The organism is Streptomyces griseus (genome assembly GCF_900460065.1).
GTDB lineage: Bacteria > Actinomycetota > Actinomycetes > Streptomycetales > Streptomycetaceae > Streptomyces > Streptomyces griseus.
On the sequence record NZ_UAVD01000004.1, the window covers coordinates 103,221 to 120,509 of the forward strand.

Annotated in this window: 13 protein-coding genes and 1 pseudogene; 10 read left to right on the top strand and 4 right to left on the bottom strand. The window is 73.7% G+C overall.

Translation table 11 applies throughout. The features are described 5' to 3' along the window. Positions 1 to 130: 130 nt before the first annotated feature. Positions 131 to 1,015 carry an RNA polymerase sigma factor SigJ gene (gene sigJ, locus DTB53_RS02075; protein ID WP_012381827.1) on the bottom strand — a complete coding sequence of 295 codons (885 nt, stop codon included), beginning with the start codon at positions 1,013 to 1,015 and terminating at the stop codon, positions 131 to 133. 122 nt (positions 1,016 to 1,137) lie between these two features. On the opposite strand from sigJ, the gene DTB53_RS02080 reads away from it, so the two are divergent. Then, complete coding sequence (locus DTB53_RS02080; protein WP_012381826.1) at positions 1,138 to 1,968, top strand: alpha/beta fold hydrolase; 831 nt, start codon at positions 1,138 to 1,140, stop codon at positions 1,966 to 1,968. Between the two features lie 498 nt (positions 1,969 to 2,466). Here DTB53_RS02080 and DTB53_RS38095 read toward each other — a convergent pair. Continuing rightward, positions 2,467 to 2,880 (bottom strand): annotated as a pseudogene (locus tag DTB53_RS38095) (EamA family transporter); the annotation flags it as partial. Positions 2,881 to 2,927: 47 nt separating this feature from the next. On the opposite strand from DTB53_RS38095, the gene pdxR reads away from it, so the two are divergent. The 5 genes from pdxR to DTB53_RS02110 all read left to right on the top strand — a co-directional run bounded on the left by pdxR (position 2,928) and on the right by DTB53_RS02110 (position 11,790). After that, positions 2,928 to 4,385, top strand: a complete 1,458-nt coding sequence (pdxR, locus tag DTB53_RS02090) for a MocR-like pyridoxine biosynthesis transcription factor PdxR (protein WP_003970580.1) — start codon at positions 2,928 to 2,930, stop codon at positions 4,383 to 4,385. A gap of 128 nt (positions 4,386 to 4,513) precedes the next feature. Continuing rightward, a complete protein-coding gene (locus tag DTB53_RS02095) occupies positions 4,514 to 6,097 on the top strand; it encodes an alkaline phosphatase D family protein (protein WP_012381823.1) in 1,584 nt (527 codons plus the stop codon). Positions 6,098 to 6,149: 52 nt separating this feature from the next. Beyond that, positions 6,150 to 7,529 (top strand): SWIM zinc finger family protein, encoded by a 1,380-nt coding sequence (locus DTB53_RS02100; RefSeq protein WP_003970578.1) that lies wholly within the window; start codon positions 6,150 to 6,152, stop codon positions 7,527 to 7,529. Continuing rightward, entirely contained in the window at positions 7,526 to 10,261 is a 2,736-nt protein-coding gene (locus DTB53_RS02105) for a DUF7825 domain-containing protein (protein ID WP_012381822.1), read from the top strand. Before DTB53_RS02100 ends, DTB53_RS02105 begins: the two co-directional genes overlap by 4 nt. Positions 10,262 to 10,368: 107 nt before the next feature. Next, entirely contained in the window at positions 10,369 to 11,790 is a 1,422-nt protein-coding gene (locus DTB53_RS02110) for a GNAT family N-acetyltransferase (protein WP_030704302.1), read from the top strand. On the opposite strand, the gene DTB53_RS02115 is transcribed toward DTB53_RS02110, so the two are convergent. Next, positions 11,708 to 12,937 carry a trans-sulfuration enzyme family protein gene (locus DTB53_RS02115; protein ID WP_012381820.1) on the bottom strand — a complete coding sequence of 410 codons (1,230 nt, stop codon included), beginning with the start codon at positions 12,935 to 12,937 and terminating at the stop codon, positions 11,708 to 11,710. The genes DTB53_RS02110 and DTB53_RS02115 overlap by 83 nt on opposite strands. A 59-nt stretch (positions 12,938 to 12,996) precedes the next feature. On the opposite strand from DTB53_RS02115, the gene DTB53_RS02120 reads away from it, so the two are divergent. The 3 genes from DTB53_RS02120 (at position 12,997) to DTB53_RS02130 (ending at position 16,222) form a co-directional block, all read left to right on the top strand. Beyond that, on the top strand, positions 12,997 to 13,476 hold the full coding sequence (locus DTB53_RS02120; RefSeq protein ID WP_012381819.1) for an Lrp/AsnC family transcriptional regulator: 480 nt from the start codon (positions 12,997 to 12,999) through the stop codon (positions 13,474 to 13,476). 136 nt (positions 13,477 to 13,612) lie between these two features. Then, positions 13,613 to 15,301, top strand: coding sequence for a DUF885 domain-containing protein (locus tag DTB53_RS02125; protein WP_012381818.1), 1,689 nt, complete (start codon positions 13,613 to 13,615; stop codon positions 15,299 to 15,301). A gap of 30 nt (positions 15,302 to 15,331) precedes the next feature. Then, a complete protein-coding gene (locus DTB53_RS02130; RefSeq protein WP_003970572.1) occupies positions 15,332 to 16,222 on the top strand; it encodes an ATP-grasp domain-containing protein in 891 nt (296 codons plus the stop codon). A gap of 19 nt (positions 16,223 to 16,241) precedes the next feature. On the opposite strand, the gene DTB53_RS02135 is transcribed toward DTB53_RS02130, so the two are convergent. Beyond that, a complete protein-coding gene (locus DTB53_RS02135; protein ID WP_003970571.1) occupies positions 16,242 to 16,736 on the bottom strand; it encodes a rhodanese-like domain-containing protein in 495 nt (164 codons plus the stop codon). 88 nt (positions 16,737 to 16,824) lie between these two features. Here DTB53_RS02135 and DTB53_RS02140 point away from each other — a divergent pair, with 88 nt between their 5' ends. Continuing rightward, on the top strand, positions 16,825 to 17,271 hold the full coding sequence (locus DTB53_RS02140) for an Lrp/AsnC family transcriptional regulator (protein ID WP_012381817.1): 447 nt from the start codon (positions 16,825 to 16,827) through the stop codon (positions 17,269 to 17,271). The last annotated feature ends 18 nt before the right edge of the window (positions 17,272 to 17,289 follow it).

Sequence of the window (17,289 nt, forward strand, 5' to 3'; positions counted from 1 at the left end):
ACGACGTTCGCGGTGCCGTGAGGAGAACGCAGCACGAAGCCCCGCAGCCGCGATGGACGGCGGGGCTCTGACCAGGCCCTTGGTCGACCCGAGGGGCTCCGGGGACCGATGGGGCCGGTGGCGCTTTTGGCTATACGGCGGACAGTCCGGAAAGCTTGTCCGGATTACGAATGATATAGGCGCATTGAATAACACCTTGGCTGACTTCGATCTGAAAGACGGTGTCCACCCTCCCTCCGATGAAGTAGACGGCGGCGGGCCCGCCGTTGAGCTCCACGACGCGGATCTCCCCGTCCGGGCCGAGTTCCCCGGCCACCGCGAAGAGGAAGCGGCCGACCTTGTCGGCACTCTCGATGATCCGCCGCGGCGCCTTCGCCTTGCCACCGCTGTCGCTGACCAGTCGGACGTCCGGGGCCAGCAGCGCGAGCAGCTGCTCGATGCCGCCCCCGGAGGCGGCGGCGAGGAAGCGTTCGGTGAGGTCGCGCCGCTCGGCCGGGTCCACGTCGTACCGCGGCTTGCGCCCCTCCACGTGCCGCCTGGCCCGGCCGGCGAGCTGCCGGACGGCCTCCTCGGAGCGGTCCAGGGCGGTGGCGATCTCGGCGTACGGAAACCCGAAGGCCTCCCGGAGCACGAACACCGCACGTTCCAGCGGCGAGAGCGATTCGAGGACGACCAGCACGGCCAGCGACACGGAGTCGGCGAGGACGGCGCGCTCCGCGGTGTCCGGCACGGCCGGGCCGAAATCCGTGACCACCGGCTCGGGCAGCCAGGTCCCCGGGTACGACTCCCGGCGCGACCGGAGGTGCCGGAGCCGGTCGATGGCGAGGCGGGTGGTGATCCGCACCAGGAAGGCCCGCGGCTCCCGGACGTCCTCGCGCGACGCCGCCGACCACCTCAGCCACGCCTCCTGGACCACGTCCTCGGCGTCGGCGACGCGGCCGAGCATGCGATACGCGACACCGGTGAGAACGGGCCGGTGTTCTTCGAAGGCCTCGGTCGCGGTATCGACGGTCATCGGCCCATCCCAGCCCACCGGCCACACGGTGTCCAGCGGGAATCGCCGAGCCTCTTGAACTACAAGCTACCCAACGGTAATTGTTGTTGACGAGATGTCTACCCACGTCAGGGAGCAGCAGCATGACCACCACGGTCTCCTTCACCGTCGCAACGGCCGACGGCCCCCGCCCGGTCTCGGTCGCGTACGAACGGACCGGCTCGGGCGAACCGTTGCTGCTGCTGCACGGCATCGGGCACCATCTGCGGGCCTGGGACCCGGTGGCACGGATCCTGGCCGCCGAGCGCGAGGTGACAGCCGTGGACCTGCCCGGCTTCGGCGCCTCGCCCGCACTGCCGGACGGCGTCCCCTACGACCTCGCGACCGTCGGCCGGGTGCTCGGTGCCTTCTGCGCCGAACTGGGCCTGGACCGGCCCCATGTGGCCGGCAACTCGCTGGGCGGCCTGCTCGCCCTGGAGCTGGGGCGCACCGGCCTGGTGCGGTCGGTGACCGCGCTGTCCCCGGCGGGCTTCTGGACCGAGGCGGAACGGCGCTACGCGTTCGGCACCCTGCGGACCATGCGCCGCAGCGCGCTGGCCCTGCCGGCGGGACTGATCGAGCGCCTGTCGCGCAGCGCGGCCGGCCGAGCGACCCTCACCAGCACCATCTACGCCCGGCCCGGCAGGCGTTCACCGGAGGCCGTCGTCGCCGAGACGTTCGCCCTGCGAGGAGCCACCGGTTTCCACCAGACGCTGGACACCGGCAGGGGCCTGCTCTTTCGCGACGAGGTCAAGGGCGTCCCCGTCTCCGTCGCCTGGGGCACCCGGGACCGGATACTGCTGCCCAGGCAGGGGATCCGCGCCAAGCGGGTGATCCCGCACGCCCGGCTCGTGCGGCTGCCCGGCTGCGGGCATGTCCCGATGAACGACGACCCGGCGCTCGTGGCCCGCGTCATCCTGGACACCAGCCGCTGAACCGGTGGCGGGAGGCGCTCCGGCGGCCCCGCGCCGAACGAGGACGCCGGAGCCGTACGCCACACCGGCACCGACCAGGAGGCTTCCCGCGCCCTGCGCGAGTCCGTACGTCCCGGCACCGACCAGCGGCGCGGTCAGGGCGGCGGAGACCGGGATCAGGCCGGAGAAAAGCGTGGCCCGTTCGGCTCCGATGCGCTGCATCCCGCTGTACCAGCAGACGAATCCGATCACGGTGACGACGGCGGCCTGCCACAGCAGGGCCGCCGCCTCGCCGCCCGTCGGGACGCGCAGGAACGACCCGCCGTCCAGCACCAGGCCCAGCAGCGCCGACTCGACGGCAGCGACGCCGCAGACCGCTGCGGAGAGCAGCTTCGGGCCGAGCGGCCTCAGAACCGGGACGGCGAGGACCGCGAAGCCGACCTCGCCCGCGAGCGCGCCCACCGAGAAGACCACGCCCGCCAGGTCGGTGCGCCCCCAGCCCTGCACGGTGAACGCCCCGACGGCGACGAGTCCGGCCGCGTACAGCGTGACGCGGGACGGGCGGCGACCGTCCAGCAGCGGGACGAGCACGCCGACCACGATCGGCGCACAGCCCACGAAGACGCCCGGAACGGCCGGCTCCGCCGACTGTTCGGCCGCCAGGACCGCCAGGTTGAACCCGACCATGCCCACGGCGGCGAGCAACGCGAGCCGCCCCCACTGGCGGCGGTCGAGACGGCGGAGCCGCGCCGTCGGGGAATCGGGGTCACGCCGCAGGAGCGGGACGAGCAGCAGTGCGGCGAGACCGTAGCGGAGCGCCTGGCCACCCGCGTACGGGTAGTCGCCGAGGACGCTGTTGGCCGTGAAGGATGCCCCCACCAGCACACACGCGAGGGCCGCGAGGAGGGCCCCGCGCAGAGAGGTTGCGTTCATGGGGGCGACGCTAGGGTCGGCGGAGGACCGGTTTAAGGTCCACTTCCATGACGTCTTCGGGGACCAATGCGCATCGTCCGTCGGCGGAATCCCTCTCTCCGGCGTGGGAGTTGCTGCTGCCCGCCGCCGCGGCGCCGGCGCGGGGGCGGGGGCGCGCACTCCGGTCAGCGCTGCGGGAAGCGGTTCGTTCCGGCCGCCTCGCGGCCGGCACGAGGCTGCCCTCCAGCCGTGAGCTCGCCGCCGATCTGGGCGTATCCCGCGGGCTGGTCACCGAGGCGTACGAGCAGCTCACCGCCGAGAGCTATCTGCGCAGCGGACGGGGCGCGGGCACCTGGGTGAGCGAGGGCGTGCGCGCGGCGGAGCGTCCGGTACGCGACCGCGCGCCGCGCGCGGCGGGCGCGCTGGTGGACTTCCGGCCCGGCACCCCTGATCTGTCCCTCTTCCCGCGCGGCGCGTGGAGCGCCGCTCAGCGAGCGGTGTTCGGCCGGCTGCCGCACGACGCGCTGGGCTACCCCGATCCGCGCGGGCTGCCGGAACTGCGTGAGGTACTGGCCGGGCTGCTCGTCCGCCGCAGGGGTGTGGTGGCCGACCCGGAACGGCTGGTGGTCTGCTCGGGCGTGGCCCAGGCGACGACCCTGCTCGGCTTCGTGCTGCGGGACGAGGGCGTGGCCTCCGTCGGGGTGGAGGACCCTGGCAGCCCGGAGCACGCCTCGCTGTTCGCGGCGACCGGTCTGGGCACGGTCCCGCTGCCCCTCGACGACGACGGCCTCGCCCTCGCGCCCCTGAAGCGCTCCGGCGTACGTGCCGTGGTGACCACGCCCGCGCACCAGTTCCCCACCGGAATCGGCTACTCCGCGCGGCGCCGCGGCGAGCTGCTCGACTGGGCGCGGGACGCGGACGCCGTGATCATGGAGGACGACTACGACGGGGACTTCCGGTACGACCGGGCGCCGGTGGGGGCCCTGCAGGGGCTGGATCCCGAGCGGGTCGTGTACACCGGCTCCGTGAGCAAGTCGCTGGCTCCGGGCCTGCGGCTCGGCTGGCTGATCGCCCCGACCGCGCTCACCGAGCGGATCGTCGCCCGCAAACGGACCATGGATCTGGGCAATCCGGTGGTCGACCAGGCCGTCCTGGCCGACTTCATCGCGCGCGGCGGCTACGACCGGCAGTTGCGGCGCTGCCAGCGGGCCTACCGGGAACGCCGGGACGCCCTGGTGTCCGCGCTCGCCGAGCACTTCCCCGGCACGACGGTCAGCGGCATCGCGGCGGGCCTGCACATCATCGCCCGGCTGCCCGCGCGGTACGGCCCCGAGGACGTCTTCCTGGAGCGGGCGGCCTCGGCGGGCATCGCGCTGCGGCCGCTGCGCGACTGCGGAACGGCCGACTCCGAGGACGGCGCCCTGCCCCTCGTCCTCGGCTACGCCCACCTCGCCCCCGGCGACATCGCCCGGGGGGTCGCCGCGCTGGCGGCCGTATGGCGTTCCGGCCGGTCCGTCCCCGGCTGACGGGCGCCGTTCACCCGGGGTTGGGGCTCCGGCCGCCGCGGAGCGCTAGGCATGGGCCAAGACCGGCGCCGGTCCATGGCCTGCCCGCCAACGGCGCACCACCCGCCCACCTCCCTGGAGGCGCTTCGATGTCCTACCGTCCGCGTATTCCCTCGCCCGGCCGCCGTGCCGTCCTGCGCGGCTCGCTGATCGCCCCCGCGGCCCTGGCCCTCTCCCCCGCGACCGCTTCGGCGGCGCCCGCGCTGCACCTGGCGGGGCGGCCCGAAGCGTCCTGGGGTGTGCAGGTGGGTGGCGTCACCGCTTCGTCGGCGCTGCTGTGGGTGCGCTCGGACCGGCCGGCGCGGATGCTGGTGGAGACCTCGGCGACCGAGTCGTTCCGGCGGGTCCGCCGATGGCACGGGCCGCGGCTCGGCCCCGGCACGGACTTCACCGGCACCACACCGCTGTACGGTCTGCCCGCCGGCGAACAGGTGCACTACCGCGTGACGCTCGCCGATCCCGCCGATCCCCGCCGCACCGGCAAACCGGTGTACGGGACGTTCCGTACCGCCCCGGCGCGGCGCCGCTCCGGAGTCCGGTTCCTGTGGTCGGGCGACATCGCGGGGCAGGGCTGGGGCATCAACCCGGACATCGGCGGCTACCGCGTGTACGAGGAGATGCGCCGTCTGGACCCGGACTTCTTCCTGTGCAGCGGCGACAGCATCTACGCGGACGGCCCGCTGGAGCCGAGCGTGACGCTGCCGGACGGCCGGATCTGGCGCAATGTCATGACCGAGGAGAAGGCGAAGGTGGCCGAGACCCTGGACGAGTACCGGGGCAACTTCCGGTACAACCTGCTCGACCGGAACGTCCGCCGCTTCAACGCGCAGGTGCCCTCCGTCGTGCAGTGGGACGACCACGAGGTGCGCAACAACTGGTATCCCGGCCAGATCCTCGACGACGCGCGCTACACCGAGAAGAACGTGGACATCCTCGCGGCACGCTCCGTGCGCGCCTTCCAAGAGTACGTGCCGCTCGCGCCCTCGTACGGTTCCGACCGGCGTTCGCGGATGTACCGGGTCGTGCACCACGGGCCGCTGCTCGACGTCTTCGTGCTCGACATGCGGTCGCACCGCAACGCCAACTCCCCCAATCGGCAGGCCGACGACACGACGGGCATCCTCGGCGCCGAGCAGTTGCGGTGGCTGAAGCGCTCGCTGGCCGCCTCCCGGGCGGAGTGGAAGGTGATCGCCGCGGACATGCCGCTCGGCCTGGTGGTCCCGGACGGGGCGACGAACTTCGAGGCCGTGGCGCAGGGGGACCCCGGGGCCCCGCTCGGGCGGGAGCTCCAGATCGCCGAACTGCTCCGGTTCGTCAAGCACCGCGGGGTCACCGGCACCGTGTGGCTGACGGCCGACGTCCACTACACCTCGGCGCAGCACTACGCGCCGGAGCGGGCGGCGTTCAAGGACTTCGCACCGTTCTGGGAGTTCGTGTCCGGGCCGCTGGCGGCAGGCGGCTTCCCGGCCAACGCGCTGGACGCCACGTTCGGCCCGGACCGGGTCTTCGTGCGGGCTCCCGACCGGGCCAACGTCTCGCCGATGGAGTCCCCGCAGTATTTCGGCGAGGTGGAGATCGACGGCGACAGCGCGGAGCTGACGGTGCGGCTGCGGGCCGAGGGCGGAGCGGTGCTGTTCTCCCAGGTGCTCCGGCCGGGTCGCGTGGGGCAGTGAACCGGGGCCGGGGCGGGGCTCGTTGTCAGTGGTGGGTCCTACGCTTTTTCTCATGACCCGATCCGTTCAGGCCTTGGCCTACGCACGCCCGTCCTCCCTGACGTCATCGCAGGTGGGGCCGTCCCTCGGTCTGGAGACCGCGGGGGGTCTCACCCCCCGCGGGGCGGAGGCGCACCCGCGGTTCTTCGCGGGTTTCCTCACCGATCCGCGCATAGCGGCGCGCGGGCTGCTGGCGGTCGCGGACGTGGCCGCCGCCCGCTACTACCAGCGCCCGTCGCCCGCCTCCCTGGACCCGGTGGTGACCGGCAACGGCGACCGGCTGCGCTTCGAGTCGTTCTCCGGCTGCTGCGGGGTGTACGCACGCCTCGATGTGCTCCAGGAGGGCCTGGACGGCCGGGAGACCGGCCACGGCACGACGAACGTGGACGTGAACGCTCCGCTGCGGGAGGCGCTTTCGCGGATCACGGCGGACGATCCGCTGCATCTGCGGGTGGGTCCGGAGGAGCTGGCGGTGACCACGCTGGAGGGTCCGGTGGTGGAGAAGAAGGTGCCGCTGCCCGATCGTTGGCTGCGCGGTTTCGCCGAGGCGCAGGTCGCGTCGGCCGGGTTCGATCTGCGGGCGGAGCTGACGGCGGCGCAGGCGGTGGCCTTCCTGCGGTCGCTGCCCCGCTCCTCGCCCTCGGGCCGTGCCGCACGCGGCGCCCGGTGGGTGGTGGCGTCGGGCGGGTCCCTGCGCCCGACGACCCGTCCCGTCCCGGGCGCGGTGTGCCTGCCGGGCCCGGAGCGGCTGGTGGCCTTGCAGCGGGTGCTGCGCGACGCGACGGCCCTGCGGGTGTACGGGCCGGTGGCCGACGGCGCGGCGGCGGCGAGCGCCTGGGAGGTGGTGCTGCCGGGGATGCGGCTCACGCTGACGCTCTCCCCGGACTCCGCGCGGGGGTTCTCGGGCGAGGGCGGGGTCCTGGAGGCGCTGGCCACCAACGACGCGGCGGCCGATGCGGAGCTGGTGTCCGTGCTCCTCGCCTGGGAGCCCCGGATCGAACCGGCCGAGCTGGCCGAGCGGGCGGGGTTGAGCGTGGCGCGGGTGCGGGCCGCTCTGACCCGCCTCGGCACGGCGGGCCGCGTCGGCTACGACCTGGCGGACGCGGCGTACTTCCACCGGGAGCTGCCGTACGACGCGGACCGGGCGGAGCGGCACAACCCGCGTCTCGTCGCGGCCCGCGGGCTGGTCGGCGAGGGGGCGGTGACCCTCGACGGTGCGCTGGCGACGGTCGCCTCGGGGGACCGGCGCTACCAGGTGCGCGAGAGCGGTTCCGAGGTCAGCTGCACCTGCCAGTGGTGGGCGGACTACCGGGGGCGGCGGGGGCCCTGCAAACACGCGCTCGCGGTGCGCATGGTCCGCCGGGGTGCGACGGTCGCCGGAGGCGTGCGATGAACGAGCTGCTCACCGCCGTACGGGCGGGACGCCACAACGATGTGCCGCCGCTGGTGCTCGGTCTGGACCGCACCGGCCGCCGTGCCGCCCTCGCCGAGCTGAAGGAGTTGCGCAAGGAGGTGCGGAGCTGGGACTGGCAGCGGCGGGACAAGATCCGCAAGGCGTTGCTGGTGGCCGGCGCGGGCTGCCACACCGGGGCCGCGGGGTGCGCCGCCTGGCTCGGGGGGCGTGATCTGCGCGACTGGGGCCGGTCGCCGTATCCGTTGATCCTCGCCGCGCTCAAGGATCGCGATCCGGCCTGGCTGGGCGATCTCGCCCACCGGTTCGCGAGTCGCGCGGCCCTCTCCGACGCGGAGTACACCTTCGTCGGCGAGCTGTCGCGGATCGCCCGGGTCCCGCTCCCCGCCACGGACAACCTGGTCGTGGGGTGGAGCGAGCTGGTCAGCGCGGCGCGCTGGCGCGGCCGGACCCGGCGCCGGCTGACCGACATCCTGCGGGAGGATCCGCACTCCCCCACGCTGGCGGCCCGGTTGTTCGAGATGCCCGAGCTGCCACCGCAGGTCGACTTCTACGACGCGCCGGATGCCCAGGACAACTGGCCCGGAGCGCTGTGCGCGCTGGTCGAGGACGGGGCGCTGGACCGGGCGCATCTGGTGGAGCGGTGCGTCATCCGGCTGATGCGCGGCGGCAGATCCGTCGACCAGCGGTTCTTCCTGGCCGTTCTCCTGCGGCTGGGGACGACGGAGGAAGAGGAGGACCGGCATCTGCGGGACTGGACGGCGATGGCGACGGACGGGATCACCCCGGTCGCCTCGCACGCCCAGCAGGTGCTGGTGCGGCTCGACGAGCGGGGCGTGCTGTCCACCCGGGGGCTGGCCGAGGTGTCGGGTGCCGTGCTCTTCCGTCAGGAGAAGAAGCTGGTGCGGGCGCAGTTGACCCTGCTGGGCAAGGCGCTGCGGCGGGACGCCTCGACGGCGGACGAGCTTCTTCCGGCGGTCGCGGAGGCGTTCGGCCATGAGGGCATCGACGTCCAGGAGCGGTCCCTGAAGCTGGTCGCGCGGTATCTCCCCGCTGTCGCCGACCCGGGGGTGCGGGAGCAGTTGGCCTCCGCCGCCGCGCGGTTGGGCCCCCTGCACCGGGAGACGGTCGCCGCCCTGTTCGGCGGTGCGGTGGAGGAGGAGCCGCGGGAGGCGTACGAGGAGTTCCTGCCGGCCGCTCCGGTGCCGCGGCGTCAGGAGCCCGCACCGGGGACGGTGGCCGAGCTCGTCGAGGAGGTGGCCGCCCGGGTGAAGGCCCACGCGTCGGAGCGTTGGATCCCGGCGTCGGCCGTCCTGGACCCCTCGGCCGGGACCACCGGCTTCGAACGGGCGCTCGACGGCCTCGTCCGGCTGGCCCGGACCGACCGGGAGGAGCTGACGGCGTCGCTGCGGGAGGCGCTGGCCGGGGTGCACTTCGTCGAGAACGGGCTGTCCCCGTACATGATCGATCCTCGGGCCATCTCGACCTCGCACGGGCTCTCCGTCGTGGTGGCCTCGCTGCTGGGCCTGGTCTCCGAGCGGGACAGGGTCGCGTGGCGGGCGAAGACGACCGTGAAGGGGGCGGACGCCTGTGCCCATGCCGCGTTGAACGGGGTGCTGCTCGACCGGGCGTGGGAGGCCGCGGAGGCGATAGCGGTGGGGCAGGCGCCGTTCCTGCTGGCCACGCCGACCTGGCAGACCGGGGCGATCGAGCCGGGCGAGCTCGTCGGACGGCTGCGGACCTACCGGGAGCTGGACGCCCGCCCCGGCCCCGCCGACTTCGCCCAGGCCCTGCTGCGGGTCCGCCGGGGCGGCGGACCCGAGGCGGCGGACGCGGCTGCGGCGGCGGAGGCGCTGGGCACCGGCGAGGGCGACCGGCTGGCCGCCTGGATCCGCGCCGACGAGCCGGTGGCCCCGGTGCTCCGGCATCCGGCGACCACCGTCTCCCGTCCCTCGGCGGGCAATTGGTGGCAGCGGACGGCGACCGGCGCCCGTCAGGTGCTGTTGGCGACCCGGGAGCGGCCGGTGATCCTGCGTGACTTTCCGGAGGCCTTCCACTGGCTGGGCCGGGCACAGCTCCCCCGGCCCCAGGAGTGCTACCACTGGGGGCCCGACCGGTGCTCGCACTGGACGGCGACCCTGCCGGAGGATCCGGATGCGACGGCGGCCTGGCTGCTTGCGGACCTGATGTTCGCCGCCGACCAGGGACAGCGGGGAGCCGCCGGGTTCCTGCCGGCCCTGGCGGAGAGCGCGGGCGAGGTGGGCGGGGCGACGCATCTCGCGTTGGCCTACGGTCTCGGCGCACGGTATCCGGAGGACCGGACCGCGGCGGTGGACGCCCTGCTCGTGCTGGCCGCGGGCGGCAGGTTGGACGGGGCGTCGCTCGGGCGGGAGCTGGCGATCCTGGTCGACCGCGACCTGGTGAAGGTGAACCGCACGGCCGACGCCCTCGGCACGGCTGCCGCCACCGGCGCGTACCGGACGGTGCTCACCGTGCTGGCCGCGATGCTGCCGGTTCTCCTGGCGTACGAGAAGACGCCTCGTGGCCTCGGCGATCTGCTGTCCGTGGCGGCCGAGTCAGCCGAACGCTGCGGTACGGGCGGCATCCCGTCGATAGCGGGGCTCGCGGCCACGGCGGGGCGCGGGGGTTCCTCCCAGACGGTCCGTCAGGCCGCCCGGTTGCTCGCGACGTTCCCCGTCGGAACGGAGGACTGAATCTGGCCGAAAACGACGATAGGCGACCAGATCAACACGTAACCCATCGGTCACAAGGCGTTCGTGATCAGGCAACACCGTTCGTTCACAGTGAGGATATGACTGATGTGACCTCCGCGAAGACCGCCCGCCGTCCGCACCACTGGCGGCGGGACCTGATCGAACTGGCCGCCCTGTTCACCGCCGTCGCCGTGGCCGACGCCATCGCCAACCTGATCGGACACCAGCCGGACGGGCCCTTCCTGCTCGTGGCGTCGGCGGTGGTGCTGGCGGCCACCGCCGCGTTCCACACCTGGTGGGCGCGACGGCACAGTCACGCTCCCCCGTCCGACGGGACGCCCGCGGCACCGGACGGGACGGCGGGCGGAGCGGCGGGCGCGGCCCGGGGCGGCGGGGCGGGCGGGATCGCCGGTGCCGAGGAGACCGCCCTGTGGCGGATGCGGACGACCGTGCGCGACGCCCCGGGCAGTCTGGCCGCGCTGTGCCTGGCCCTCGCCGGGCTCCGGGTGGACATCCTCACTCTCGGTACCCACCCGCTGGCGCGGGGGACGGTGGACGAGTTCCTGCTGCGGGCCCCGGCCTCGCTCCAGGCTCAGGAACTGTCCCGGGAGATCGCGGCCGCCGGCGGCACGTCCACGTGGATCGAGCGGGCGGACGCCCACGATCTGGTCGACGTCCCGACCCGGATGCTGTCACTGGCCACCCGGACCGCGCTCGACGCGGCCGAGCTGCCCCTCGCCCTGCGGCAGCTGCTCGGCCGGTGCACCATCCACTCGCTGCCCGCCGTCTCGGTCACCGGCCGCCCGACCGGGGAGAGCGCCCCGGTCGAGGGCGTGCTGGAGGAGACGGTGATGCGGCTGCGGGACCCGTCCGGCGGGGTGATCTCCGTGGAGCGGCCCTATCTGCCGTTCACGCCGACCGAGTTCGCGCGGGCGCGTGCCCTGGTCGAGCTGGACGCCCGGCTCGGCCCCCGGGTGCCGCGCGGCGAGGACGTCCTCACGCTCCCCGAGGGCAACGAGATCACGGTGCGCCGCGCGGACCACGGCGACCTCGCCGCCGCCCGCGCCCTGCACGACCGCTGCTCGCAGCGGACCCTGGGGCTGCGCTACCACGGTCCGGTCGCGGACGCGGACCGCTATCTCGACCACCTGCTGAGCCCCCGTTTCGGCCGCACCCTGGCGGTGCAGACGGCCTCCGGCAAGCTGGTGGCGCTGGGCCACCTCCTCTGGGACGGGGACGAGACCGAGGTCGCCCTCCTCGTCGAGGACGACTGGCAGCGCCGGGGCATCGGCTCCGAGCTGCTCGGCCGCCTGGTGGCCCTCGCCGTGGAGGCGGGCTGCGACAGCGTGTACGCCGTGACGCAATCCCGCAACACCGGCATGGTGGCGGCGATGCGCGGGCTGGGGCTTCCCCTCGACTACCAGATCGAGGAGGGCACGCTCGTCATCACCGCCCGGCTGGCGTCGGACCGTTCGAGGGCTGGAGGGTCCGGCCGGCCGGCCGCACCGACGGAAGGGGCCCGTCGCTGAGCGCCTGGCACAGGTCCGCCCACAGGTCCTCGACGTCTTCGAGGCCGACCGACATCCGCAGCAGCCGGTCGCCGACGCCGGACGCACGCCGGTCTCCCTCCGCCACGATGCGGTGGCTGATGGAGGCCGGGTGCTGGATCAGCGAGTCGACGCTGCCGAGGCTGACGGCGGGCGTGATGAGCCGCACCCCGGAGATCACCCGGTGCGGGTCGCCGTACACCTCGAAGGAGATCATCGCGCCGCCGATCCGCGGGTAGTGCACCCGGGCGATGCGCGGGTCGGCGGTGAGCCTGCGGACGAGTTCTGCCGCGCTCGTCGAGGCCGCGCGCACGCGCACCGGAAGCGTGGACAGCCCGCGCAGCAGAAGGTATCCGGCCAGCGGGTGCAGCACTCCGCCGGTGGCGAAGCGGACCTGGCGCAGCGTGGCGGCGAACTCCTCGTCGCAGGCGACGACGCCGCCCATGACGTCCCCGTGGCCGCCGAGGTACTTGGTGGCGCTGTGCAGGACGATCCGGGCGCCGTGTTCGACGGGACGCTGGAGGACGGGGGTGGCGAAGGTGTTGTCGACGAGCAGCGGGACGGTTCCGCAGGCGTGGGCGACGGCCCGGATGTCGACCTCGGCCAGCGTCGGATTGGCCGGCGTCTCGACCATCACGAGCCCGGTGTCCGGACGGATCGCGTCGGCGATGCCCGCCGGGTCGGTCCAGGTCACCTCGGTGCCCAGCAGCCCGGTGCCGAGGAGATGGTCGCTGCATCCGTAGAGCGGGCGGACCGCGACGACATGGCGCAGCCCCTGGCTCGCGCGGGCGAGCAGGACCGCGGTCAGCGCCGCCATCCCGCTGGCGAAGGCGACCGCGCTCTCGGTGCGCTCCAGCCGGGCGAGCGCCGTCTCGAAGCGGCCCGTGGTGGGGTTGTCCAGCCGGGCGTAGACGGGCGGCCCGTCGGGACGGGCCCCGGTGGTGGCGAAGGCGTCGATCCGCATCGCCTCGCCGCGCGAGTCGTGGGACGGGTAGGTGGTGGACAGGTCGATCGGCGGGGCGTGCAGGCCGAGGGAGGCGAGGTCGTCGCGTCCGGCGTGCACGGCTTCGGTGGCGAGGGCCCTGGACGGGGTGGGGGCAGGGTGCGTCATCGAGACTTCGTTGTCCATGCCGTCACTCTGAACAGCTACCGGTTCGTAGCGGTCATATCCCGTGCTACGTTCGGCACATGTCCGATTCCGTCGCTCTCGATCCGGTGGATCTGCAGATCCTACGGCTGTTGCAGAACGATGCGCGGACCACGTACCGGGAGCTCGCGGCCGAGGTCGGCGTGGCCGCTTCGACCTGCCTGGACCGGGTGGCCCGGCTGCGCCGCTCCGGGGTGATCCTCGGGGACCAACTGCGCCTCGACCCGGCGAAGCTCGGCCGGGGGCTCCAGGCGCTGCTGCTGGTGCAGGTCCGGCCGCACCGCCGGGAGCTCATCGGGCCGTTCGTCGAGCGGATCAGGTCCCTGCCGGAGTCGCGTGCCCTCTTCCACCTCACCGGCCCGGACGACTATCTGGTGCAGGTCGCGGTGGCCGACGCGGCCGATCTGCAGCGGTTGGTGCTGGACGAGTTCACCTCACGGCGGGAGGTGGCCCGGGTGGACACCCGGCTGATCTTCCAGCAGTGGGAGTGCGGGCCCCTGCTGCCCCCGGCCGGGAGCTGAGCGACGAAATCACGCCCGGGACGCGGCGGCGACGCCTGTCGGACGAGCCGACGGCAGCGCTGGGAGTGATCGTCTTTCGGACGCCGCGGGGCCCCCGATGATGACGTGGGGGCCACGTCCGTACGAGGATGTCCGCATGTCAGACACTTCGAGCAGCGCGCTGCCCCGTCAGGTCGCCGACGCCTACGTCGACGCCATCATCGAACTCGACCCCATCACGGGCACCTATCTGGGTGTGTCCGAAAGCTCGCGTCGGCTGCCCGACTTCTCGCCGGCGGGTCAGGCCGCCGTCGCCGACCTCATCCGCGCGACGCTGCGGGAGCTGGACGCCGCCGAACAGCGTCCCGGTGCGGACAGCGCGTCCGAGCGGCGGTGCGGACGCCTCCTGCGGGAACGCCTGACGGCCGAACTCGCCGTGCACGAGGCGGAGGAGGGACTGCGGACGGTCTCCAACCTGCAGTCCCCGGCCCACAGCATCACCGAGGTCTTCACTCTCACGCCGACCGCGACGGACGAGGACTGGGCGGCGGTCGTGGAGCGGCTGCGCGCGGTGCCCGCCGCGCACGAGGGGTACCGCGCCTCGCTCGCGCTCGGCCTGGAGCGCAAGCTGTACGGCGGCCCCCGCGCGACCGCCACGTTCGTCGGTCAGCTCACGGAGTGGGGCGGGGAGGGCGAGGGCACGGCGTTCTTCACGGAGTTCGTCGCCCCCGGCCCCGCGTCGCTGCGGGCGGAGCTGGACGAGGCCGCAGGGCTGGCCACGGCCTCGGTCCTCTCGCTGCGTGACTGGGTGCGCGATGTGTACGCCCCGGGCATCGAGGGCGCCCCTGACCCCGTGGGCCGGGAGCGCTACGCTCTCTGGTCGCGGCTGTACAACGGCACCGACCTGGATCTCGACGAGGCGTACGCGTACGGCTGGGCGGAGTACCACCGGCTGCTCGCCGAGATGAGGACCGAGGCCGAGAAGATCCTGCCCGGGGCCGGCCCCTGGGAGGCGCTCGCCCACCTCGACGTGCACGGCAAGCACATCGAGGGCGTGGACGAGGTCCGCGCGTGGCTGCAGGGCCTGATGGACGAGGCGATCGAGGCGCTGGACGGCACGCACTTCGACCTCGCGGAGCGGGTGCGGAAGGTGGAGTCCCGCATCGCCCCGCCCGGCGGGGCCGCCGCGCCGTACTACACCGGCCCCTCCGAGGACTTCTCCCGCCCCGGGCGCACCTGGCTGCCGACCATGGGCGAGACCCGTTTCCCGGTGTACGACCTGGTATCGACCTGGTACCACGAGGGTGTTCCGGGCCATCACCTGCAGATCGCCCAGTGGACGCACGTCGCCGACAGCCTCTCGCGCTACCAGGCGTCGGTCGGCATGGTCAGCGCGAACGCCGAGGGGTGGGCGCTGTACGCGGAGCGGCTGATGGACGAGCTGGGCTTCCTGCCCGACGCGGAGCGGCGGCTCGGCTACCTGGACGCGCAGATGATGCGCGCCTGCCGGGTGATCGTCGACATCGGCATGCACCTGGAGCTGGAGATCCCGGCGGACTCCCCCTTCCACCCGGGCGAGCGCTGGACGCCCGACCTGGCCCAGGAGTTCTTCGGCGACCACAGCGGCCGTCCCGCCGACTTCGTGGAGAGCGAGCTGACCCGCTATCTGTCGATGCCGGGCCAGGCCATCGGCTACAAGCTCGGGGAGCGCGCCTGGCTGCTCGGCCGGGAGAACGCGCGCGCCGCGCACGGTGACGCGTTCGATCTGAAGGCCTGGCACATGGCGGCGCTCTCGCAGGGGTCGCTGGGCCTGGACGATCTGGTGGACGAGCTCTCGCGGCTCTGATCGGAAGCGGGCGAGGAGGGGCAGCACGTCATGATCGGCACGAGCGGGCGGAACGGATTCCTCTTCTGCTCCGACCCGTTGCGGCCCGCCCGGCCCGATCCGCAGTTCGCCGGCGAGGTCGAGGCGGCGCGGGCGGCCGGCGGGCGGATCGCGCTCCTCGATCATGACGCGCTGCTCGCCGGGGACCCGGCCGGGGCGGTGGCCCGGGTCGCACGGGACTCCGGACCGTACTGGTACCGGGGCTGGATGATCCCGTCAGCCCGGTACGCGGAGCTGGAGGCCGCGCTCGGCACCCGGGGCTGCACTCTGCTCACCGGCGCCGCCGGCTACCGGCGTGCACATGAACTCCCCGGTTGGTACGAGGAGTTCGCCGCGCTCACGCCGCGCAGTGTCTGGTGCCCCGTGGCTCCGGGAGCGCCGCCGCCCACCGCCGACGAACTGGCCCGGCTCGCGGCGCCCCTGGGGCCGGGGCCCGGCATCGTGAAGGACTTCGTCAAGTCCCGCAAGCACGAGTGGCACGAGGCCTGTTACGTACCGGACCTCGTGGACCGGGAGCGATTGGCCTCCGTGGTCGGCCGGTTCATGGAGCTTCAGGGCTCCTTCCTCGCGGGCGGCCTGGTGGTGCGGTCCTTCGAGCCGTTCGTCGCGGGCGGCGAGGCGAGGGTGTGGTGGGTGGACGGGGAGGCGGTGCTCGTCACCGCCCACCCCGACACCCCGGGTCCGGTGTCCGTTCCCGGGGCGGCCCCTTGGCGGGAGGCCGTGGGCCGCCTCGGGCTGCGCTGGGTCACCACCGACCTGGCGTTGCGCGAGGACGGGGTGTGGCGGGTGGTGGAGGTCGGCGACGGCCAGGTCAGCGGCCTCCCCGCCGGGGCGGAGGCAGAGGTGCTGTTCGCCGCGCTGGCGGGCGCGGACCCGCGCTGATCCCGCCCGGGCCCCGGTATCAGCAGCCGCAGTCGGCGGCGTCGGCCGGTGCGGTGAGCGGGTCGGCTCCGCGCCGCTCGACGCCCTCCCGGGTCTCGAAGGCGAAGCCCTCGCGCACCCAGTACTCGAATCCGCCGAGCATCTCCTTGACCTGGTACCCCCGCTGGGCGAGGGCCAGGGCCGCGCGGGTCGCGCCGTTGCAGCCCGGCCCCCAGCAGTACGTGACGACGGGAACGGCCGGGTCCAGCAGGGCCGCCGCCCGCTCGGGGATCAGCGCGGTGGGCAGGTGCACCGCACCGGGCACGTGCCCCTGGTCCCAGGACGCGGTGGAGCGGCTGTCCAGGACGACGAACCCGCACTCGCCGCCGGCGGCGAGTGCGGAGGCCACGTCGGAGACGTCGGCGTGGAAGGCGAGCGAGGCGCCGAAGTAGGCCGCCGCGGCGGCGGGGGAAGCGGGCGCGACGCGCAGGACGGGGTTCTCGGCCATGGCCGTGATGTGCGAGGTCATGACCATGAATCTATGAGCGTGAAACGGGACCGGGAAGTGGGATTCCCCGGCACTCCTCTTGATCTGCCGGGGATTTCCCTGTTGTCTCGGGCGAGTGACCGACTATTCCCCGGACGCCACCGACTGGCGCATCCTCGACGTCCTCCAGCGCGACGGCCGCGCCACGTTCGCCGAGCTCGCACGAGCCGTCGCCATGTCCCCGAGCGCGGTGACGGAGCGGGTGCGCCGACTGGAGGAGCTGGGGGTGATCAGCGGGTACGCGGCGGTGGTCGACGCCGAGCGGCTCGGACTGCCCGTCCTCGCCCTGGTGCGCCTGCGCTACCCGAACGGGAACTACAAGCCCTTCCACGATCTGCTGGAGACCACGCCCGAGATCATCGAGGCCCACCACGTCACCGGCGACGACTGCTTCGTCCTCAAGGTCACGGCCCGTTCGATGAGGCATCTGGAGGAGACCACCGGGCGGATCGGGGCGCTGGGCTCCGTCACCACCAGCGTCGTGTACTCCTCGCCGCTCCCCCGCCGGGCGATCGGCCGCTGACACCGGGCACGACCGCGC